Consider the following 19641-nt stretch of genomic DNA (forward strand, 5'->3'; position numbering starts at 1 on the left):
ATTGTCTAATTGTACTAGTTACAACTTAGATAGCAGGGGGAACCTCCGTGTCCATAAAAGCCAAGTTATCCTTATCGATCTCCGGTATCGTGGCGATCATTTTGATCCTGAATATCGGGTTTTCTTATTACACGTCGAAGCTGGCGCAAGAGGTCGCACTGGAGAGCCAGATGCGCAGCATCGCGGAGCAGCTCGTCGTATCGGTCGATTCTTTCGAGAATGTTCGCGTCCAGATCGACATCGAGCTGGCCGAGCAGCTTCGGTTCGCGGCTCTAGCCGCAAAGGGGCGTCTGGATCCCGATATCCGCAATATTAGCAATGACGACTTAATCAACCTGAGCAAAGAGCTCGGACTGCATGACATTACGTTATGGCAACGAATCGACGATGAGATCGTATCCGTTCGATCCTCCAATAAGGAAGAATTGAATCTCAATTCAAGCTCATGGGATTACTGGAATACCGCATTCCATCAACTAATGGACTTAAAGCCCGTCACCGTAAAGGAAGGACTGGCGATGGAGCACTTCTACTCCGGACCGATCAACTACGCCGTGTCCAATCCTAACGAGATCAACAAGTGGGGGTATTATTACGACGGCTCCACCAATTACATGATTAATACCATCGTCAACGCGCAGCAGACAACGAAGTTCAATCTCGTGGACGGTACAAATACTCTGGTGAAACAGCTGGTTACGTTCCAAAATAGCTTGCTTGAGATCACGGGATTCAACCCCGACTTTTTCGGAAAGAAAAAAATCATTAAAATGAAAAAGGATATTCCCGTCTACAATCTGGATGTCAGGGACATTATGTTCGGCGAATATACCTACAGCAATCCGGACGAAGACGCCGTGCACATTCAGACCGCGCTCAAAAAGAACGAGATGGTCTTCGACAAGTTCGAGGCGAACGGCAAAAAGGTGATTCGAAGCTTCATCCCTATCGTAACGGGTTCTCCTTATGTCATTGGGGTCGCATTCGACGAAGAGGAGCTCATGAAGCCCTTGCGCCAACAGTTGCTTGTCCACTCGCTCATCTCTCTCGGTCTCGTGCTTCTGGCGATGGGAGCGAGTTATATCATCGCAGGGTATATGCTGCGTTCTCTGCATGAGATTATGTCCAAAGTAAACGCCATGTCGATAGGCAACTTCAGCGACCCCATCTCGATCCGCAACAAGGACGAGATCGGCCTGCTGGCCTCGAGGGTCAATTCCATGGGCACCAACCTGCTGAAATATACGACCCAGCTCAAGGATACGGCAAACGAGCTGCAGAGCACGAAGCAGTATCTGGAGTCGTTCGTCAATAATACGTCGGACGCCATTCATGTCGTCGACCTGGACTATAACATTATTCAGGTCAACAATGCCTTCGAGCGGATGTACGGTTGGAAGATGGACGAGGTGCTTGGTCATCCAACCCCTAATCTTCCCGATGAATATGCAAGCGAAAAGCTCGCCATCATGAACAAGGTGCTGTACGGCGATTCCGTAACGGATTACGAGACCGTCCACCTTACCAAGTCAGGGGAGCGGATCGATGTCAGCATGACGGTATCCGCCATCCGCGACGAGGAGGAGCAGATCGTCGCCATCGCCACGATCTCACGTAATATTACGTCGCGCAAGCAAGCGGAAGAAATGCTGAGGCGCTCCGAGAAGCTGTCAATCATCGGACAACTCGCGGCCGGCGTTGCCCACGAGGTTCGCAACCCGCTTACCACGCTGCGCGGATTCGTGCAATTGCACAAGCAGACCGGCACCTTGTCGGAAACGCATCTGGACCTCATGTTGTCCGAGCTGGACGACATCAATATGATCGTCAGCGAATTCCTGGTGCTCGCCAAGCCGCAAGCCAACCAATATGCGCGGGTCGAGATTGTTCCCATCATCAGAGACATCGTGATGATTATGGAATCGGAGGCTCGGTTGAACGGGGTTATGCTATCTTATGAGGCTGAGGAGAATATACCGGATGTTTTCGTTGTGGGCAGCCAGATCAAACAAGTCATGATCAACCTCATCAAGAACGGCATCGAGGCGATGCCGGGCGGCGGCGGCAAGCTGGATATTCGTGTTGCCCCGGCGGATAAGGATGTGGTCGTCATTCAAGTCATCGACCAAGGCTCCGGCATCTCCGAAGAGGATTTGCCGCGACTGTGCGAGCCGTTTTTTACGAGCAAGAGCCAGGGCTACGGATTGGGCCTTATGGTATGCCAGCAAATCATCGACAATCACAAGGGCAGCCTCTCCTTCTGCAGCACGCTCGGAGAAGGAACTTGCGTCGAGGTGCGGCTGCCCGCAGCCCCGCCTCTGGATACCGATGCGACAGCGTCGTCCGAAGACGCGTAAGAGCAGGAGGAATGAGATAGATGGATTCCTATCACCTAACAGGTAATAAAGCTTCGTCTCCGGCGAGCGTAAAGCGAACGCTTAACGTGCTCATCGTAACCGCAGTCGACGCCGAACGCGATGCCGTGCTTCGTGGCCTCTCGGCAAGTTGCGAAGCCCCGCCAGGGAAAGGAGCTATTATAGCGTCGAATGAGAGACACGAAAGACAGGCCTCTGTTAAGGACGAAATAGACGGCGGCACAGCCGTTCGCTTTGAGGCCATCGCCGTTGGCGTTGGACCTGCCTACGCCGCAGCCGGCACGGCTAAGGCACTCGCGCACGGCAATTACGACCTCGTCATCAGCACAGGTATCGGCGGCGGTTTCCCAGGCGCAGCCGCCATCGGGTCGCTGGTCGTCGCCGATGCCATCGTCGCAGCGGATCTCGGCGCCGAGACGGCGGAAGGCCAGCTTACGCTCGACGAGCTTGGTTTCGGCACGTCCCGCGGGCTCGTCTCCGCCGAATGGAGCGCCAGAATCGCAGCGGCGCTCCAGGACGCTGGGCTGGAAGCGGCGCTGGCTCCGATTCTGTCTGTCTCTCTTGCGACGGGCCGGGCCGAGACGGCACAGTTGCGCGGGAGGCTCGTACCGGGCGCTGCCGCCGAGGGTATGGAAGGCTACGGCGTCGCGGTCGCCGCAGAGAGCTTCGGCGTCGCATGCGCAGAGCTCCGCGCCATCTCCAACGCCGTCGGTCCGCGCGACCGGGAGGCTTGGCGGATCGGCGATGCTCTCCGCGCGTTGGAGCATGCTTTTGGCGCCATTGCATCCGCTTGGCGCAGATTGGACAAGGCCGCGGCGGAGAGCGGCGGCCCAGGAGTGTAATCGAGCCCGCCGGCATTGGCGAGGGTTGTGCTTGCCGACTGAGGGCAAGGAGCCAACCGCCCCATGGCTGGCGGTTGGCGCTAACGGCCGCCTGAGGCAGGCAACCATCCGTCCTGCGGATGGCGCTTACGGACGCCTGAGGCAGGCAACCAACTCTCCCGCTGATGGCGTTTAGCGCTAATGGCAGCCTGAGGCAGGCAACCAACCGCTCTGCGGCTCGCGGCTGGCGGCTGACGCTAACGGACATGAGAGACGCTATACGCCGAATATAGGCCGATTTCAAATTCTAACGGACATAAGCGACCTTATTGGCACGTTTCCCATCACATTTCAACATTGTGGGGGCCAATAACGTCGCTCATGTCCGTTACGTTTCTATAATTGGCTGAATCGCCAATATAGAGTCGCTGATGTCCGTGAGATTGGCTGAATCGCACACATTGAGCGATGGTGTCCGTTAGATTGGCTGAATCGCACACACTGAGCGATGACTCCGATACTGATTGGCTAACTCGCACCCACTGGTCGCTGATGCCTGGTAGGCATCTCGCCAGATCACGGGCTGCCACTTCAGCCTAAGTTCCGCAGTCTGGTGTGTTGCTTCATTATCGCGAAACGACGAGATGAGTGACCGTCATCGTCTTCCATCCAATAGAGCAAGAAGCCTCGGCGCCTAGTGCGCAGGGGCCATATTTCCAGCTTGAGAGGAGCTTGCAAAACAACATGAATATCGCATATTCACCTTGTCCGAACGACACCTTTATCTTTCATGCATGGGCGCATGGCCTCGTGCCCGGAGCGCCGGAACTCAACGTTACTTATGCGGATATCGACATTACCAATCACCTGGCCGCGCGGCGCGAAGGACCCGAAGTGATGAAAATCTCCTACGCCGCCCTCCCGTGGGTGCTGGATCATTATCGGCTGATCCCTTGCGGCGGTGCCTTGGGACGAGGCTGCGGTCCGCTTGTTCTGACGAGAGAGCCGATTGCGGGCTCCGCCGAGGGCGACAAAACAGCTACTGAAGCAAGCCCGCTAGACGCGGTCGCCTTCCGCGGGGACAGCCTCGCCGGAAAAACAGTCGCCGTGCCGAGCGATCGTTCCACCGCCTATATGCTGTTTCGGTTATGGGCCGATCAGCAAGTGCCCGGTGGCGTAGGAGAGATCGTCGTCATGCCCTTCCACGAGATTATGCCCGCCGTTCGCGAAGGTCGCTTCGATGCCGGGCTAGTGATTCACGAAGCCCGCTTTACCTATGGCGACTACGGCCTGTCCATGCTGGTCGATCTCGGCAGCTGGTGGGAGTACGACACAGGGCTTCCCATCCCGCTCGGCGCTATCATCGCCCGCCGCGATCTGGATGCCGATGCAATCGGCGATTGGATTCGCGCCTCGCTCGATTACGCCTGGAGCCGCCCGGACGCTTCGCGCGACTATGTAATGGCCCATGCGCAGGAGCTCTCCCCTCAGGTTGCACAATCGCATATCGAGCTTTATGTCAACGAATTCAGCCGCGATCTCGGCGAGGCAGGTTTTGCCGCTATCGAGTCGCTGCTGGGAAGGGCCGCGAAGCAAGGCCTTGTGCCGGAATTCGATCTCGGTTTGCTAAGAAGATAGCCTTTTATGACCTAGCGGCTGCCAGCATCTCTTGACTTCGCTTGTCTATAAGAAGGAATTGGCTTCCCTGTACTACCCGAGGTGAAACGGCTGTCGCCGTCCTTTGGCAGATCGGCAAGTTGCATTCCGAGAAATGTAAAGGAAGTATAGCGAAATCTTATACTTCCCCTATATTTGCACAAAGACCGTCAGGCTCAAACCGCCTGACGGTCCTTTCTGTGCCAGCGAATATCGAAAAAGCCGATTAACCCTCGCTCTGAACCCTGCACGCGATTTCCTCGATCTCCATGGCCACTTGAGAATCAGGTTCGCTGAGAGTTCGTACGGGAACTTCCATTTCTTGATTCGGCTGATCGAGAGGATAGATTCTGGCCGTCTCGTTCTGCTCATCCACATGTTGGATGTAAATGCGAACGCCGTTGTACTCCACATGTTCCATTATGGGAGAATCCGCGATTTCCTGGGCTCGTTGAATATTCACCTGACATTCCCTCCTCTGCTGCTAATCATTAGATTGTTTGCTTGGGGGGAAATTTCTATACGTCGACAACCAGCCCTCTTGCCATTCGGCGTTCTTGTCAAGCAAGAACCTCTACAGTAAATCCTCCTGGAGCTTCTACATAGAACGTCCAGCCATGCGATCTTTGGGGAGGCTTGACGTCGAAGCCGTCGCTTTTCAATCGTTGATTGATCTCGTTCACTTTCTCCTCGTTCTCCTGAATGAATCCAATATGGAATGTGCCAGGATAGCTGACTTGCGTCCCTTTCATCAACGTAAGCACCAACCCGTCGTCATCGAATAAAGCCGCAAATGAATTCCCGCGCCCTCCCCCGTCTTTTAATCCAAAGTACTTCTGCAGAAAATCCCTTGCGACCGCAACATCGGTAACTGTGAGGTTAACATGATTCAGTTTCATAAGCCACTCTCCCTTCTATTCGCACCCTTTTCATGATAAGCCTATCACATTGATGCAAGTGGGAAGCTTTTCATCGCAACTTATTGGAGGAGCAACAGAAACCCGTCACATACGTCTAAGGTTCTTCACGACCGATCCCGCTCTCTACCCTGAAGGAGCTTCACGATTTCGCCGAACTGCTGCAATCAAACGCAGCAATAGGAACGCAGACTGCTAAAGGCGAGACGAGCAGTGATGCAGATTACGGTAAAGCACAGTGGTTGCAAAACTTGTACTTTTTGGAGCCATAAGCGTTACTAACGCCTATGGACGCTAATCAGAGTTACTTTTCGGTCCATCGGCGTTTTTAACGCCTACAGCTGCTCGTTCCCCTACTTTTTGGAGCCATAAGCGTTACTAACGCCTAAGGCTGCTAATCAGAGTTACTTTCCAGTCCATCGGCGTTTTTAACGCCTACAGCTGCTCGTTCCCCTACTATTTGGAGCTATAGGCGTTACTAACGCCTATAGACGCTAATCAGAGTTACTTTCAGGTCCATCGGCGTTTTTAACGCCTATGGCCGCTCGTTCGCCTACTTTTTGGAGCTATAGGCGTTACTAACGCCTATGGACGCTAATCAGAGTTACTTTCAGGTCCATCGGCGTTTTTAACGCCTATGGCCGCTCGTTCGCCTACTTTTTGGAGCCATAGGCGTTACCAACGCCTATAGCTGCTAATCAGAGTTACTTTCAGGTCCATCGGCGTTTTTAACGCCTATAGCTGCTAATCAGAGTTACTTTCCAGTCCATCGGCGTTTTTAACGCCTACAACTGCAGGCTCATTATCCACAGTCTGATATGTCGCAAAAATTACCTAAACGATAAAAAACCGCGCATCCTCGGGGAATCCCCCTCGAATGCACGTATATTTGTGCCCTGCAAAGGCTGAAAAGCTTTATGCCAGGCCGCTAAAGACCTGATTTGCTTGTGTCGGTGTCACCAACCGCGACGGATTTCGGTCCCGCGGCAATGCTCTCTTCTCCCGATTCCACGTAATGCTTCAGCACGGACAGCTTGTTCTCCCAGTAACGGTCGAAATAAGACAGCCATCGCTTCAGCTCCGACAACGGCTCCGCGTTCAGCCGATAACGCGTCTCGCGGCCCACCTTCCGGTCTTGCACCAGTCCGGCATCGGACAGCACCTTCAGATGTTTCGACACGGCCGTCCTGCTAATAGGGAAGTGACCGCTTAACGCTCCTACGGGCATCTCTTCCGTACTCAGCAGATGCAACAGCTCCCGCCTGGTAGGATCGGCAATGGCCTGGAATATATCAGCCTTAGGCTGCGGCGCCCCCATGTAATCTATTGCCCTGCGTACTCGGCCAGCTTCTTAACGATGCCGACCCAGCCGCCAGCCATACGTTCACGGACGACAGCATGTTTCTCGCCGAAGGATGTTGCCGTATTCTCGTCCCAGCCGCCATGCGTCAGCGTGAAGTTCGTGCCGCCTGCCGTCTCCTCCAGCTGGAACGTCACCGTCCAGTCCTTGTCCCACGTAAACGCAAGCCGATTAGGAGGATTCAGCTCGATCACCTCACAGCGCGATTTCCCGAAAGGACCCGCTTCCAGATGGAAGACATGTCCCAGCTCCGCCTGGAAATCATTCGGCATAAACCAAGCCGCAATCCCCTCCGAGGTCGCTACAGCTTCCCACACCTTGGCTGGCGGCGCCGCAATATATACCTGCTGAACGACGTCTTCCAGCTTCGTTGAAGATCCATTATTGTCCATGAACATTCCTTCCTCTCGCATTGTAATGCTTAATCATTTCATTCAATAGGAAACCTTAAGGTTTCGCATCTGAATTATATGACACCCAAAGGTTTCATGTCAAGCATGCCCTACCCTATGAACAGAACTTTCCAAACCCCGCAAGTACGGTCAAATTCGCTCATTCATCTCAAGCCGTTTACAATTGGCGATTGACGTATGCGCTTACGATATGAATAATAAAAGACAGCCTATTCTAACATCATGCCTAAATAACTACAGAATCGAGGAGATGCTCCATGTCTATCGTACCTCAGCTTATGGAGTTTAATAAGCAATTCGTCGAGGAGAAACAATACGAGGCCTACTTAACCGATAAGTTCCCGGAGAAAAAAATTGCCATTCTCACCTGTATGGATACACGTCTTTTCGAGCTGCTGCCCAAAGCGCTGAACCTTCGCAACGGCGACGCCAAGTTCATCAAGAACGCCGGCGCCATTTTGACGCAGCCGTTTGGCAGCGCCATGCGCAGCATTCTGGTAGCCGTCTACGAGCTTGGCGCAAGAGAAGTGCTCGTGATCGGCCATCACGGCTGCGGTATGACCAATCTGGATGCTAAAGGCATGATTGCCAAGTTCAGCGAGCATGGCATCGATCCGCTGGCCGTACAGACGCTGGAAAATGCCGGCATCCGCATGGAACGTTTCCTCAGGGGCTTCAGCAGCGCGGAGGAAGGCGTCATGCACAGCGTGCGTATGATCCGCAATCACCCGCTGTTCCCGAAAGCCATTCCTGTTCACGGATTTGTGATCCATCCCGAGACGGGCGAGCTGGAAGTCATCGTGGAGGATTACAGGGAAGAAACTCCTCAATTGTAAACCCACCGACTTTTCTCACATCTGCATAACGACAGGCGAGCGTTGACAGTTGCCCGTCCTTTTTAACCGGTTCGCCATTTGGCGGACTTTTTTTTTGCAAAAAGATGATCACTCCTGTTGACGATAATATCTACCTCAACCCGATGCTTCCGAAGCGGCTTTGCTTTGCAAAGCTGAAGGACGCTCATCTTCGAAAGGCTTCGATAGAGGTTTTCTCACTTTAGGACAAACCAAAAGGAGCATTCGCCCATCCCCCGCATATGTTGAACGATAACGGTTCTGCTTATGACGAGGGGGAATGGGGATGAGAATCGCGGTGGGGTTCATACACGGCATAGGCAGGCCGAAGCCGGATTTCCACGAGGAGCTGGCTGACGCGCTGAACAAGCGTCTATCTCTGATCTGCCCCGACATCCAGCTTGTGACGGAAGGCATCTACTGGGGAGATATTACGGAAAGGCTGGAGGAGAAGCTCCTCTGCAAGCTTGCGCCTTATAAGCTGCGCTGGGACGATTGGATCGATGCCCGCGGCTTCATGGTTAGCTTCGCCGGGGATGCGATCGCCTATCAGCCTATTCCCCGAGCCGACAATCCGCTTCCCCATGAATATATTTATACCGACATCCACGAACGCGTCGCTCGCAAGCTCCAATGTCTTGCCGAACGGGCGGGGGCGTCAGCTCCCCTCTGTCTCATCGGCCACAGTCTGGGAACAGTCGTAGCCAGCAATTATCTCTACGATTTGCAGAACCGCAAGCTGCCTCCCCGCATTCAATCCATCATTGCGCACGGCAATTCTCCGCTCGTCAAAGGCGAGACCCTCTCCCATCTCTTTACGATGGGCAGCCCGCTGGCGTTGTGGACGCTTCGCTACGACGATTTCGGCAAGCCCGTCTCCGTCCCTGCCCCCAAGTTCAGGTTGCAGCACGTAGGCGAGTGGGTCAACTTTTATGATAAGGACGATATGATTGCCTATCCGCTCAAGCCGTTAAGCCCGGAATACGATAATGCCGTCGTCGAAGATGTCGAGGTTTGCAATCCAGGGCTCATGGCCTGGACGCCGCTTGGCTCCCATGGCGGATATTTCCGTTCGAAAGTTATTCAGGAGCGAATCTGCCAATCGCTGGCGAAGATGTATCGCAGCTTGAATCCTCAGTAGAAGATGGGTATCCGTGTAGAATTGGGAACAACTTATCCCTTGTTGCATGCGTCTAATCTTTTGAAACGGATTGGATAGAACGGAAACAGGAGACGAGGCTAATGAAGAAATGGACTACGGTATTCTTGTTGGCTTTCGTGCTGGTATGCTGCGGCTCGTCTTCCAACGTATTCGCTGATTGGAATTCGAGATTCGTCGTGTATGACGGAGGCAGTTATACGGTAACGGATGCAAAGGTCACGGAGGATCGGATTGGCAGAAAGATCGGCAAAGTAACTCATTACTCTGACCGTGAGGATACGTATCAAGGCAATTTCTCCAATACGATGCCTAAGGGCACGGCATATTATGCCATAATCGGCGAGAATACGAGAGACACCATTGCCGTTCAGACGCCGGAGGGCGACTACATTGCCGCTGTTTATGATGGCCGCTATGCAGGGGCGAGACCTTGGACTTCGGTTTATTTGTGGATGGGTGCGGCTGCGGTCGTAGTCCTTGCAATCATAGCGGCGATGCGCGGTGTGAACTCCAAACAAAGAGCGAGGTGATGTCGCGTGTATATATTTCTCCGAAAGATGATCAGCACGTTTGCGGCAGGAAGCGCGTGCGTGCTGTTTTTTGCAACTGCAATTAATAATGGCAACCCCGGCCAGTTCATCTCCACGCTTGGGGTCGTTTCGTTCGTCGCGTACCCTGTCGTACTGTTGTACGGTACAATCGTGTCGCTTGCGCTAGAGCTTGCAACGGACAAATGGTTGCCCAATCGCGCTGCAAGAATAGGGCTGTCGGCAATTGGCCATACGTTTTTTGGCGCCTTGTTCGGTTGGCTCATGCAGTTGGACAAGCTCGAATGGTGGGTTATCGCGAGTTTTGCCGTTACGGCCCTGCTGTACTTTGGAGTGGACATGCTGCTCCGTATAGCGGAGAGGAAGTCTTGGCGCAGACTGGCGATCATTGTGATGGTGGCGATGCCGTCGCTTGCCGTCGTGGGGTTTGCGGTTGTATTTTCATAAGAGGGAGCGATGACGGAATTGGAGGCATTTATTGGTTTTTCAGGTACATTGTTTATGCCAATTTATGCATTTTGTTTTATCGTAAGCTTTGCCGGGCTGCTTCGCGCTATAAAAAAAGACGCGTCTATTGACAGGTACGTTTTCTCTTCCGGTCTTTTCTTCGCTCTTATAATGTGGACGCTTAGCGCGTCGATCCTGATGGCAGGGGAATAACGAAGCTGACGACAGAGATGGCCGATCCGCCCGAAGGCAAGGCTTGCGCTTTGCTTCCCGACTGATGGCCGCAGGGAGAAGGAAAGCTTGGTTGCAGCGGCTTATTTCATCCGCTCTCCTCTCTCCGTGCGACGACAAGACAAGGGGAATCTTCTTGTCATGCTTCCCTAATCTTGCTCCGTTATGGCAAAGCCAACTTGCCCATGACTGTCGGTCGGGAGGCTCCCGTGGCTGCCGTCACATTGTTGCTGATCCCTCTCAGGAAGTCGTTACCGAGCAGGGCGAAAATAACGGCTTCCTTCGCATCGTCGGCTAAGCCCAGCTCGCCGGAGGTCAGAATCGCCTGCTCTGGCAGCAGCTCCGCAAGCTGTCTCAGCAATGTGCGATTATGGGCTCCGCCGCCGCTTACGATGACTTCGTCCAGACGGCAGCGAGGCATGACAAAATCGCGGCATGCATTCGCGATGGATCGCGCCGTGAAAGCCGTCGCGGTCGCAACCATATCAGCCTCCTCCAACTCGCGGGCCTTTGCCATCTCGATGAACTCGGCCGTATAGCTGGCTCCGAACAACTCGCGTCCTGTCGACTTGGGTGGCTGAAGGGCAAAATAAGGATTCGACAGCATCCACTCTAGCAGCTCCTCATCAGTTTGGCCCTGAGCAGCCCAGGCGCCCTCGGAGTCGTAGCTCATTTGACCGTCTGTCAACGTAAAGACCACCTGATCCATAATCATGTTGCCAGGTCCGGTATCGAACGCGAACAAGTCTTCTACGCCTGCACCCGCAGGAATAGCCGTGCAGTTGCCGATGCCGCCGATGTTCTGGAGCAGTCTCCCCTTGGACGGATGGCGGAACAGGATCAGGTCGCCATAGGGCACAAGCGGAGCTCCTTGTCCTCCAACGGCCATATCGGCCGGACGGTAATCCCCGATCGTCAGGCATCCCGTCCGCTTGGCGATGACGGACAGATCGCCGATCTGCAGCGTCGAACGAGTCAGGTACGGATCGGTCGTTGACGTCTCCGGCATATGCCAGATCGTCTGACCGTGCGAGCTGACGAAAACGATATCGCTCATCCGAAGTCCTGCTTCTCGCACGGCTTCGATCGCCGCCTCGGCGAACCGTTCGGCGATGTAAACGTTCATGCCGGCGATCTTCGCCACATCCGATGACACAGGATCGCATAGCTCCTTTAGACGCCCCCTCAGCGCATCGTCATAAGGACGGCTATAGTAATGCACCAGCTCGACCTTCGACTCCAAGCCGCAGCCGTCAATCCGAACGACAGCGGCATCCACGCCATCCAGCGACGTGCCGGACATCAATCCCACTGCGTAGACGTACGACTTCTCTTGCTTCCACTGAAACAAACCCAATCCACTCCTTCCGCACACTTGGTTGTCAGGCGAATTTGTCGGTGGCGCCGACATTCTGCCTTGTTTCTGCGACTTTTTAGGCGAGCTTGCCCAGTTTGCCGGTGTGAACGACATTCTACCTTGTTTCTGCAACTTTTTAGGCGAGTTTGTCCAGTTTGCCGGTGTGAACGACATCCCGGCTCGCTTATGCGATTTTTTAGGCAAGTTTGCCGACGACTCCGATATCTGGATTGGTTGGTGCAACCCGCTTATGCGGCGGCTGCTACTCGCGCACAGCAGACACGCCTCGCAGCTCCGAAAGCGCAAGCAGCATGGCGCCATGCGCCGCGTCGCGCCGCGCATCGATACATCGCAGCCGCGGGTGGCGTGCCGCCATGCCCGCCTCGAACGTCGCGCGCACCTGGCTGCTCTGCAGCAGCACGCTGCCGAGCAGCGCAAGCTCGCCGCTCTCGGCGAGGCCCAACGCTTCCGCGACGGCAGAAGCCGTGTCGACGAGCGCCAGCGCGTTCCGCTCCGCGATGCGCAGAGCGGATGCGTCGCCCACCTCGCATGCGACGGACAACAGCGGAGCGAGCGCGGCGATGTCGGCTTTGTTGCGCTCCTTGGCGTAGACGAAGCCGACGAGCTCCTGCACCGTCGACAGGCCGAGCCGCGCGTAGACCAGCTCCGTCACGACGGTCGGAGCTTCGCGGCCATCCGAGGCTCTTACGACGGCGGATAGCAAATCGCGGCCGATACTGTAGCCGCTGCCTTCGTCGTCGATCAGATGGCCGAAGCCGCCGGCGCGATGTACGGTTCCGTCCGCGTTGCGGCCGTACGCGATGGAGCCGGTTCCCGCGATCAGAATCATCCCGTGGGGTCCTTCGTGGGCCCCCCACAGCGCCGTCTCATGGTCGCCCACCAGCACCAGTCTGCCTGCGAAGCCCCCCTCTCTTAAGCCTTCCGTCAATCGCCCGCTTACGGTGGGGTTGCTGATGCCGGCTGCTCCTACAGCCATGGCGACACAGGCTGCGAGACCTCCCTCGCAGACATGTCCGACATTCGCAGCAATCTCATGCAAAGTCGCCTTCACGCTGGCTTCGTCCTGACCGTTCAAGTTCAGCGGACCCGCCGTGAACCTGTGCACAACACGTCCGCTCTCCTCCGCCACCGTCACGGCCGTCTTAGTACCGCCGCCATCCAGTCCCGCCACATAACGCATGCTCGTCAACCTCCGCTTATCCAATCTATTTATGAGAAGAAACGCCCAGCGGCGATCTCTTTTGTCCCGTAAGATGGCCATGCCGGCGGCGATCTTGTTTGCCTGTACGATGCTCACGCCCAGCAACGATCTCGTTTGCCCCGAACGATGGCCACGCTGGGCGACGATTTTGTTTGCCTGTATGATGCCCACGCCCCGCGACGATCTTGTTTGCCCGTACGATGGCCACGCCCGGCGACGATCTTGTTTGCCCCGTACGATAGCCACGCCCGGCTGCCGAAATTGTAACGGACAACAGCAACCCTTAGGGGGAGAAATCGAACAAATTGAGATTTTAACGGACATCAGCGACTCTTACAGCTTCAAATCAGGGGCATCTCTCCCCTTTTAAGCTTCTAAGAGTCGCGTATGTCCGTTACAATCGCGGCTAACAAAAAACAGGCGGCTAAGGGTCGAGAATGTCCGTTACATTTCCGCCCCCACCCGCCAGCACACCGCCCGTTTTTGCAGCAAGAGGAAAATCGCCCTCTAATGTCCCCGTCTCCGCCCTCGCTTGCGATTTAAAGGGAAATCCTACCTCTAATCCAGACCAAATTGCTGTATTTGGATAGAATCACCCCGATTAAAGGGAGCTTTGGACCTCTGTCAAGAAAGTAGACACCATTTATGCCGCTTTTCTCTTATTAAATTTTGCAGCGTACCGGGCTGGTGACAAGTACCCCAGTGCACTGTGGATCCGTTTACGGTTATAAAAAAACTCAATATATCTGTAGATTTCTTCATAGGCCTGTTGCTTCGTTTTGAATCGCTTGCAGTAAACGAGTTCCTTCTTGAGCACGCTATGAAATGACTCGATACAAGCGTTGTCGTAGCAGTTGCCTTTCCGACTCATGCTGGCTCTCATTTTGTAGGCTTTGAGTTGTTTTCTGTAATCATCAGATGCATATTGACTACCGCGATCTGAATGATGCAGCAGCCCCTTCTTTGGCTTTTTAGCTTTATAGGCGTCTTGCAACGCACCAAGTACCAAGTCGGTCGTCATCCGGCTCCCTAGGCGCCAGCCTACGATCTCACGTGTACACAGGTCAAGAATACTTGCTAAGTATAAACGACCCTCTCTGCATGGAATATAGGTGATGTCTGCCACCCAGACCTTATTAGGCTTCTCCGTTTTAAACTTTTGGTTGAGTACGTTAGGTGCGATCGGCAAATCATGGCTCGAGTCTGTCGTCTGCACCTTGTACTTTCGAGAGACACAGGCACGCAGACCAAGCTCCTGCATGTATAAACCAATGGTCCGCTCTGCTACTGTGTGGCCTTCTTCTTGAAGAAGATACGTGATCTTTGGGGCACCGTAGCGCTGCTCAGAATCATGAAAATGGTAAGAAACCCGCTCCATTAAAGTCCGTTTTCGCAGTTCCTGGTTGCTCAGCTCTGCATTTTTCCATTTGTAGTAGCCGCTACGTGAAACACCCATGACTTCGCACATCTTCTCCAAACGAAACTCGGAGCGATGATCTTCTATGAACTGGAACCGTCGTTCCTTGGTTTGCTGAAGATGTGCACAGCCTTTTTTACAATCGCGAGCTCCTCCTCTACATCGGAAATCCTCTGGTCTTTCGCGCGGAGCTCACGTTCTTGCTCTTTAACGAGTTGCTCGAGCTCATAGAGGCGTCCCGAACTGGCAACGGGTTCATTCTTAAAATCTCGATATTTCGCTTTCCAGGCATGCAACGTCTTCGCGGGAATATCTAGTTCGAGGGCGATGTCCTCCACCGATTTTGTCTGCTCTTGCAGATACTTTACCGTCTGTTTCTTAAACTCTTCATTGTATCGATTCCGTTGTTCACCCATTGTGAACACCTCCTATTTCATTCATTATCGAATTCTCTTAACGAGGTGTCCACTATTTATTCTACTTACACTTTTCCCTCTATGCCGAGCCCCTAGCTCGATTTATCCAAATCAGAGGGAGCTTTTCCCTCTATTTTCCGATGCGATATGCGATTGGCCTCTTCAAGCCCCCTAGTCCCACTCCCAGTCCCGGTCTATCGCGCAACTCCCGACTCCAGATAAGAACAAGGAAGCAACTGCAGCGGCTAATACAAATGAAAGACCTTCTTCCGCTCGACAAATGCCAGGCTTTCCTCGGAGAACCTTCCCAGCAGTCCGGTCAAATCGCCCCCACTCTCCCGCACGCCCGATTCGCCGCACAGCAGATCGATAAACGGCCTGCCGTTTTCCCGCACCGGCGGCAGGAACGAGAATGCCGGAAACATCTCCTTGATCGTAAACAGCAGCGTCAAGCCAAGCTCTACCGGCCGCAGCGCAGCCTCGTCCAGAACATGGACGTACACGCCCAGGCACAACTCCCCTTCATGCTTGGAGAACGTCGGCTTAAAGTACGTCGGCCGGAAGTACGCACCCGGCAGGCGCTTCGCGTTCATCTCCGCCGCAAGCTTGTCGGCGTCCACAAACGGCGCACCGATGATTTCGAACGGAGCCGTCGTGCCGCGCCCTTCCGACAGATTGGTCCCTTCGAACAGACAGGTGCCCGGATACAGCAAGGCCGTCTCGAAACGCGGAATGCCCATCGACGGCGGAATCCAGACTCCACCGGCACCCGTGAAGCGTTCCCTCCGATCCCAGCCTTCGCAAGGAACGACATACAGCTCCGCGCCATGTCCCTTCTCCGTATTCGCCATGACCGCAACTTCCCCTGCGGTTAACCCATACCTCATCGCGAGCGGATAATTACCGACGAACGACGTGAACCCTTCCTTAAGTACATTTCCCTCAACCGTCACGCCATTCAGCGGATTCGGCCGATCCAACACGACAAACGGCTTGCCCGCCGCCGCGCAATCCTCTAGCGCATAAAGCATCGTATAAATGAACGTATAATACCGGGTGCCTACATCCTGGATATCATAGACGACCATATCGACGGCGTCCAGCATCTCCTGCGTCAATCGCTTGGAATCCTTGCGGTACAGGCTGTATACGGGAACGCCCGTCGCTTCATCCACGTACGTGTCGACAAGCGCCCCTGCGGCCAGATCGCCTCTCACCCCGTGCTCCGGAGAGAACAGGGCTGCCAAATGAAACTTCTCATGCAACGTATCGATCGTGGAGCGGAAGTCCGCCCCGAGCCCGGTCGGCGACGTAATAAGTCCCAGCCGCTTCCCTCGGAACCACTCGGCGTACTCGTCCACCCGATCAACGCCAAAGCGTATCGCTCCCATTCAGGTCTTCCTCCTCACTGCCCGTTCTCCACCCAACGTCTGCTCACGGTGAAATCCGTCGGCCTCTGGCCGCACCTAGAGCATCCCCATGACTCTCTAAGCCGCCCTACGGCTCTCCTCCTGCCTTCAGCCGCACCTCAAGCATCCCATGACTCCCTAAGCCGCTCTACGGCTCTCCATCTGCCATCGGCCGCACTTAGAGTTAAGCCGCCCTACGGCTCTCCATCTGCCGTTGGCCATGCTCCAATCACTTTATGCCGCGCCCTACAGCTCCGACTGGCGCAGACGCATCGTCTCCGGCGGGATCATAAACGTCTCGGCGTATTCCTTGCGCGCCTCCAAACCGCGAACGCGGGCCAGCGACTTATAGTAGTCCATGTAGTTGAACGACTTGCTGCCCGTCACGAACCAGTGCGTCGACAGCGCCTCGATCCACAGGTCGAACGCCTTCTGGTCGAAGTCTACATACACGTAAGGAACATAGCCGACCGCATCCTCCCAATTCTCACCATAATACAGCTTAGCCGCAAAATGTGGCGGAAGCTCGCGTTCCATCGCGCCCAAGCCGGCGAAAAACCTCGCATCGTTTACGATGCGATGCGTCGTGGCATGATCCTTGTGCATGCTGTTGCAATGATGCGTAATAATAATATTCGGCTTGACCTCGCGAATGACGTCGCACACGCGCAGCCGGATCTCCTGATCGTCCGGAATTTCGCCGTCGGGAATCTCGAACACGCGCGCCTCGCCGCCCAGCATGCCGGCGAAGGTATGCGCCTCGCGAATTTTTTGCTCCCGGTATTCGTTTACGTCCTGCCCCGCAGGCACGCCTCGTTCCCCGGCGGTCAGCGCCAGCGTCGCGATCTTGTCGCCCTTCAGATAGTGGCTGGCCAACACGCCCCCTGCCACCAGCTCCACGTCGCCTACATGTGCGCCAATACCCAATATCGTAATCGGTTGTCTATCGCTCATCGTCCAAGCTCCCCTCTCATCGTGGCGAAGGTTTTCGCCGTCCTGAATCCCGCCCGCTCGTAGATGCGCAGAGCCGGGTTGTTGCTGCCTGTATACAGGGACATGTAATCCGTGCCAATTTCCTGGAAAGCTTCGCACAGCCGGAAGAAGAGGCTCGAGCCGAGGCCGTGCCCTTCATGCTCCGGATGCACGCCGATACCCGCAAAATATCCCCGGCCGTTCTCCTGTCTTACGACCGGCCCCGCAAATCCGACGGCGCGGCCATGCTGAGCTGCGATAACGACCGGCGTCCCGTCCGCGAGACTCTTGCCAATCTCCGCACGCCATAGCGGATTGCCCAATACTTCCAACATCTCTTCAACGCCAGTATGCTTTGTCGCATCCAGCATCTCGACACGATAACCGGCCTTAGCGGCCGTCTCTTCCTTCGCAAGGATGCTCTCTGGCACCTCGAAGCCGCCAAGCGGCAAATACATCGCGCACTGAACGGCGCGTTCGATATAACCGAGCCGCTTCAACGTCTCGTGCAGCAAGCTGCCGGCAGGGACGCCCGGAGCATTGTTATGCTCGTGCCCCGGCGTTCCTGGAACGTACCATGGCAGCTGCATGGGATTAAAAAACAGCGTATCCGCATGTTTTTTCCCCAGCTCCGCAAATCGAGCTTCCATCGCGTGCACAAGAGTTTCCGCCTTGCTCTCGTCCGCGTATTCGTCCGCAAGCAGGACGCAGGTAATATAACCCGCAACATCGCCAAGCGGCAGATCGTTGCCGGAGCAACCGCAGGCAAAGCCGACGACGCGGTCCCCCTCCAGCCATACGAACGTGCACAACGGATCGAAATACGGGTTCTCCGTCAGGATTGCCGCGAATGACTCCGCTGTCATCTCCTTATAGCCGTCTCTCGCGGCCACAAGATTCCATAACGCGATAACCTCGGCTGTATATCGGTCGTTCCATGTTTGAAGCATCGTAATTCCTTCCTCCTCGGCTGAGGCAGCAGGCTGCGCTCTCCTCACAATGATTCCGGGGATCGTTCATGACAAATCGCCCGATAGCGCCCACAATGAACGCAGCGCCTCATAGTACCCGAAGCACCCACATTACCAGCAGTTCCCACTATTCCCACAGCATCCGCCGTTCCTACGCAGTTCTCGCTATTCCAACAATTTTCGTTTTTCCGCCAATAGCCAATAGCTGTTGGTCGTTACCCCTTCACCGCGCCTACCGTTACCCCTTCCAGGAAGTAGCGCTGCAGGCTGAAGAACAGAATGAACATAGGCACGGCAGAGATCGTTGCGCCCGCCATCATCGGCGCGAAATACGTCGTATTGGCGAAGCGGAAGTTTTTGAGTCCCACCTGGATCGTCTGCATATCCATCGTGTTCGTGACCAGGAACGGCCAGAAGAACGTGTTCCACGTCTCCATAAAGGTCAGGATCGCCATAACGGCCATAACCGTCTTCGAGAGCGGCATGATGATTTTCACGAAAATCTGGAATTGGTTGCAGCCTTCCACCTTGGCCGACTCCAGAATTTCTTTCGGTATCGTGCTCATAAATTGCTTTGCCAGGAAGATGTTATAGACGGTAACCAGCGTCGGCATGATAAGAGCGCTGTACGTGTTCTGGATTTCGAAAATATTTACGATCAAAATATAAAGCGGTACTTGCGTGACCTGATAAGGGATCATCATCGCCGCAAGCAGTATGGCGAACAGCACGTTGCGACCGCGGAACTGGATCTTCGAGAACGCATATCCCGCCATTGTGGCAAATACAACGTTCGACACCATGACCACGGTAGCTACGACAAGAGAGTTGAGAATCCAGCGATACGAATATTCGCTGAAGGCGAAGAAGAACTTGTAAGACTCCAGCGAGAACTTGCCGGGCCAGATGGAATAGCTGACCGCTCCCGCTTCGACGGGATCGCCAAAGGACGACATGATCATGAAGTAGATCGGGAATATCGTCGCCATGGCGAACAGAAGAAGGAGGATGACTAGAATGGTGTTGCGCGTATATTTCGCCGTACGATTGCCTAGATGATTGTTAAACAGTGCCAAAGCAGGTCCCTCCTTCT

Annotated in this window: 21 protein-coding genes and 1 pseudogene; 9 read left to right on the forward strand and 13 right to left on the reverse strand. The window is 54.7% G+C overall.

Going from position 1 to position 19641, the window contains the following annotated elements:
- Nucleotides 1–47 precede the first annotated feature (47 nt).
- The 3 genes from KJW29_RS25520 to KJW29_RS25530 are packed head-to-tail and all read left to right on the forward strand — an operon-like array spanning nucleotide 48 to nucleotide 3392.
- A complete protein-coding gene (locus KJW29_RS25520; RefSeq protein ID WP_246608378.1) occupies nucleotides 48–2357 on the forward strand; it encodes an ATP-binding protein in 2310 nt (769 codons plus the stop codon).
- A 20-nt stretch (nucleotides 2358–2377) separates the two neighbouring features.
- A complete protein-coding gene (locus KJW29_RS25525) occupies nucleotides 2378–3217 on the forward strand; it encodes a futalosine hydrolase (RefSeq protein WP_214626745.1) in 840 nt (279 codons plus the stop codon).
- A 31-nt stretch (nucleotides 3218–3248) separates the two neighbouring features.
- Nucleotides 3249–3392 carry a hypothetical protein gene (locus KJW29_RS25530; protein WP_214626746.1) on the forward strand — a complete coding sequence of 48 codons (144 nt, stop codon included), beginning with the start codon at nucleotides 3249–3251 and terminating at the stop codon, nucleotides 3390–3392.
- Nucleotides 3393–3787: 395 nt separating this feature from the next.
- Here KJW29_RS25530 and KJW29_RS36930 read toward each other — a convergent pair whose 3' ends face one another.
- Nucleotides 3788–3865, reverse strand: a complete 78-nt coding sequence (locus KJW29_RS36930) for a hypothetical protein (protein ID WP_425517577.1) — start codon at nucleotides 3863–3865, stop codon at nucleotides 3788–3790.
- Between the two features lie 75 nt (nucleotides 3866–3940).
- Between KJW29_RS36930 and KJW29_RS25540 the strand changes: the two genes are divergently transcribed.
- Nucleotides 3941–4834, forward strand: a complete 894-nt coding sequence (locus tag KJW29_RS25540) for a 1,4-dihydroxy-6-naphtoate synthase (RefSeq protein ID WP_214626748.1) — start codon at nucleotides 3941–3943, stop codon at nucleotides 4832–4834.
- A 307-nt stretch (nucleotides 4835–5141) separates the two neighbouring features.
- On the opposite strand, the pseudogene KJW29_RS25545 reads toward KJW29_RS25540, so the two are convergent.
- The 4 genes and pseudogenes from KJW29_RS25545 to KJW29_RS25560 form a co-directional block, all read right to left on the reverse strand.
- Nucleotides 5142–5315 (reverse strand): annotated as a pseudogene (locus tag KJW29_RS25545) (small acid-soluble spore protein H); the annotation flags it as partial.
- A 97-nt stretch (nucleotides 5316–5412) separates the two neighbouring features.
- Complete coding sequence (locus tag KJW29_RS25550) at nucleotides 5413–5751, reverse strand: VOC family protein (RefSeq protein WP_214626749.1); 339 nt, start codon at nucleotides 5749–5751, stop codon at nucleotides 5413–5415.
- Between the two features lie 946 nt (nucleotides 5752–6697).
- Nucleotides 6698–7087: an ArsR/SmtB family transcription factor gene (locus KJW29_RS25555; RefSeq protein ID WP_214626750.1), complete on the reverse strand. Its 390-nt coding sequence runs from the start codon at nucleotides 7085–7087 to the stop codon at nucleotides 6698–6700.
- Nucleotides 7088–7092: 5 nt separating this feature from the next.
- Nucleotides 7093–7521 carry an SRPBCC family protein gene (locus tag KJW29_RS25560; protein ID WP_214626751.1) on the reverse strand — a complete coding sequence of 143 codons (429 nt, stop codon included), beginning with the start codon at nucleotides 7519–7521 and terminating at the stop codon, nucleotides 7093–7095.
- A gap of 278 nt (nucleotides 7522–7799) precedes the next feature.
- Between KJW29_RS25560 and KJW29_RS25565 the strand changes: the two genes are divergently transcribed.
- The 5 genes from KJW29_RS25565 (at nucleotide 7800) to KJW29_RS25585 (ending at nucleotide 10766) form a co-directional block, all read left to right on the forward strand.
- Nucleotides 7800–8378 carry a beta-class carbonic anhydrase gene (locus KJW29_RS25565; protein WP_087572175.1) on the forward strand — a complete coding sequence of 193 codons (579 nt, stop codon included), beginning with the start codon at nucleotides 7800–7802 and terminating at the stop codon, nucleotides 8376–8378.
- 304 nt (nucleotides 8379–8682) lie between these two features.
- Nucleotides 8683–9537, forward strand: a complete 855-nt coding sequence (locus tag KJW29_RS25570) for a lipase family protein (protein ID WP_214626752.1) — start codon at nucleotides 8683–8685, stop codon at nucleotides 9535–9537.
- A 101-nt stretch (nucleotides 9538–9638) separates the two neighbouring features.
- Nucleotides 9639–10088, forward strand: coding sequence for a hypothetical protein (locus tag KJW29_RS25575; protein WP_214626753.1), 450 nt, complete (start codon nucleotides 9639–9641; stop codon nucleotides 10086–10088).
- Nucleotides 10089–10094: 6 nt separating this feature from the next.
- Nucleotides 10095–10553, forward strand: coding sequence for a hypothetical protein (locus KJW29_RS25580; protein WP_214626754.1), 459 nt, complete (start codon nucleotides 10095–10097; stop codon nucleotides 10551–10553).
- A 9-nt stretch (nucleotides 10554–10562) separates the two neighbouring features.
- Nucleotides 10563–10766, forward strand: coding sequence for a hypothetical protein (locus tag KJW29_RS25585; RefSeq protein WP_214626755.1), 204 nt, complete (start codon nucleotides 10563–10565; stop codon nucleotides 10764–10766).
- A 181-nt stretch (nucleotides 10767–10947) separates the two neighbouring features.
- Here KJW29_RS25585 and KJW29_RS25590 read toward each other — a convergent pair whose 3' ends face one another.
- From KJW29_RS25590 to KJW29_RS25625, 8 genes are all read right to left on the reverse strand, one after another.
- On the reverse strand, nucleotides 10948–12135 hold the full coding sequence (locus tag KJW29_RS25590; RefSeq protein WP_281426292.1) for an anhydro-N-acetylmuramic acid kinase: 1188 nt from the start codon (nucleotides 12133–12135) through the stop codon (nucleotides 10948–10950).
- Between the two features lie 268 nt (nucleotides 12136–12403).
- A complete protein-coding gene (locus KJW29_RS25595) occupies nucleotides 12404–13609 on the reverse strand; it encodes an N-acetylglucosamine kinase (protein ID WP_246608379.1) in 1206 nt (401 codons plus the stop codon).
- Nucleotides 13610–14006: 397 nt separating this feature from the next.
- Entirely contained in the window at nucleotides 14007–14867 is an 861-nt protein-coding gene (locus KJW29_RS25600) for an IS3 family transposase (protein ID WP_246608780.1), read from the reverse strand.
- Nucleotides 14864–15196, reverse strand: a complete 333-nt coding sequence (locus KJW29_RS25605) for a transposase (RefSeq protein WP_214625949.1) — start codon at nucleotides 15194–15196, stop codon at nucleotides 14864–14866. The genes KJW29_RS25600 and KJW29_RS25605 overlap by 4 nt, the downstream gene beginning before the upstream one ends.
- A 245-nt stretch (nucleotides 15197–15441) precedes the next feature.
- The gene (locus KJW29_RS25610; protein ID WP_214626756.1) at nucleotides 15442–16587 is read right to left on the reverse strand and encodes an exo-beta-N-acetylmuramidase NamZ family protein; all 1146 of its coding nucleotides are present in this window, start codon (nucleotides 16585–16587) and stop codon (nucleotides 15442–15444) included.
- Nucleotides 16588–16851: 264 nt separating this feature from the next.
- Entirely contained in the window at nucleotides 16852–17559 is a 708-nt protein-coding gene (locus KJW29_RS25615; RefSeq protein ID WP_087572756.1) for a PIG-L deacetylase family protein, read from the reverse strand.
- Nucleotides 17556–18527, reverse strand: a complete 972-nt coding sequence (locus tag KJW29_RS25620) for a GNAT family N-acetyltransferase (protein WP_214626757.1) — start codon at nucleotides 18525–18527, stop codon at nucleotides 17556–17558. The genes KJW29_RS25615 and KJW29_RS25620 overlap by 4 nt, the downstream gene beginning before the upstream one ends.
- Before the next feature lie 236 nt (nucleotides 18528–18763).
- Nucleotides 18764–19624: a carbohydrate ABC transporter permease gene (locus KJW29_RS25625; RefSeq protein WP_214626758.1), complete on the reverse strand. Its 861-nt coding sequence runs from the start codon at nucleotides 19622–19624 to the stop codon at nucleotides 18764–18766.
- Nucleotides 19625–19641 lie beyond the last annotated feature (17 nt).

It is taken from the genome of Paenibacillus agaridevorans, assembly GCF_018604145.1.
Classification (GTDB): domain Bacteria; phylum Bacillota; class Bacilli; order Paenibacillales; family Paenibacillaceae; genus Pristimantibacillus; species Pristimantibacillus agaridevorans.

Coding starts and splice junctions, on each gene's coding strand:
- KJW29_RS25620 (WP_214626757.1), bottom strand. CDS start 18,527: ATGCTTCAAACATGGAACGACCGATATACAGCCGAGGTTATCGCGTTA.
- KJW29_RS36930 (WP_425517577.1), bottom strand. CDS start 3,865: ATGGAAGACGATGACGGTCACTCATCTCGTCGTTTCGCGATAATGAAG.
- KJW29_RS25540 (WP_214626748.1), top strand. CDS start 3,941: ATGAATATCGCATATTCACCTTGTCCGAACGACACCTTTATCTTTCAT.
- KJW29_RS25575 (WP_214626753.1), top strand. CDS start 9,639: ATGAAGAAATGGACTACGGTATTCTTGTTGGCTTTCGTGCTGGTATGC.
- KJW29_RS25570 (WP_214626752.1), top strand. CDS start 8,683: ATGAGAATCGCGGTGGGGTTCATACACGGCATAGGCAGGCCGAAGCCG.
- KJW29_RS25615 (WP_087572756.1), bottom strand. CDS start 17,559: ATGAGCGATAGACAACCGATTACGATATTGGGTATTGGCGCACATGTA.
- KJW29_RS25610 (WP_214626756.1), bottom strand. CDS start 16,587: ATGGGAGCGATACGCTTTGGCGTTGATCGGGTGGACGAGTACGCCGAG.
- KJW29_RS25525 (WP_214626745.1), top strand. CDS start 2,378: ATGGATTCCTATCACCTAACAGGTAATAAAGCTTCGTCTCCGGCGAGC.
- KJW29_RS25605 (WP_214625949.1), bottom strand. CDS start 15,196: ATGGGTGAACAACGGAATCGATACAATGAAGAGTTTAAGAAACAGACG.
- KJW29_RS25560 (WP_214626751.1), bottom strand. CDS start 7,521: ATGGACAATAATGGATCTTCAACGAAGCTGGAAGACGTCGTTCAGCAG.
- KJW29_RS25550 (WP_214626749.1), bottom strand. CDS start 5,751: ATGAAACTGAATCATGTTAACCTCACAGTTACCGATGTTGCGGTCGCA.
- KJW29_RS25585 (WP_214626755.1), top strand. CDS start 10,563: ATGACGGAATTGGAGGCATTTATTGGTTTTTCAGGTACATTGTTTATG.
- KJW29_RS25555 (WP_214626750.1), bottom strand. CDS start 7,087: ATGGGGGCGCCGCAGCCTAAGGCTGATATATTCCAGGCCATTGCCGAT.
- KJW29_RS25565 (WP_087572175.1), top strand. CDS start 7,800: ATGTCTATCGTACCTCAGCTTATGGAGTTTAATAAGCAATTCGTCGAG.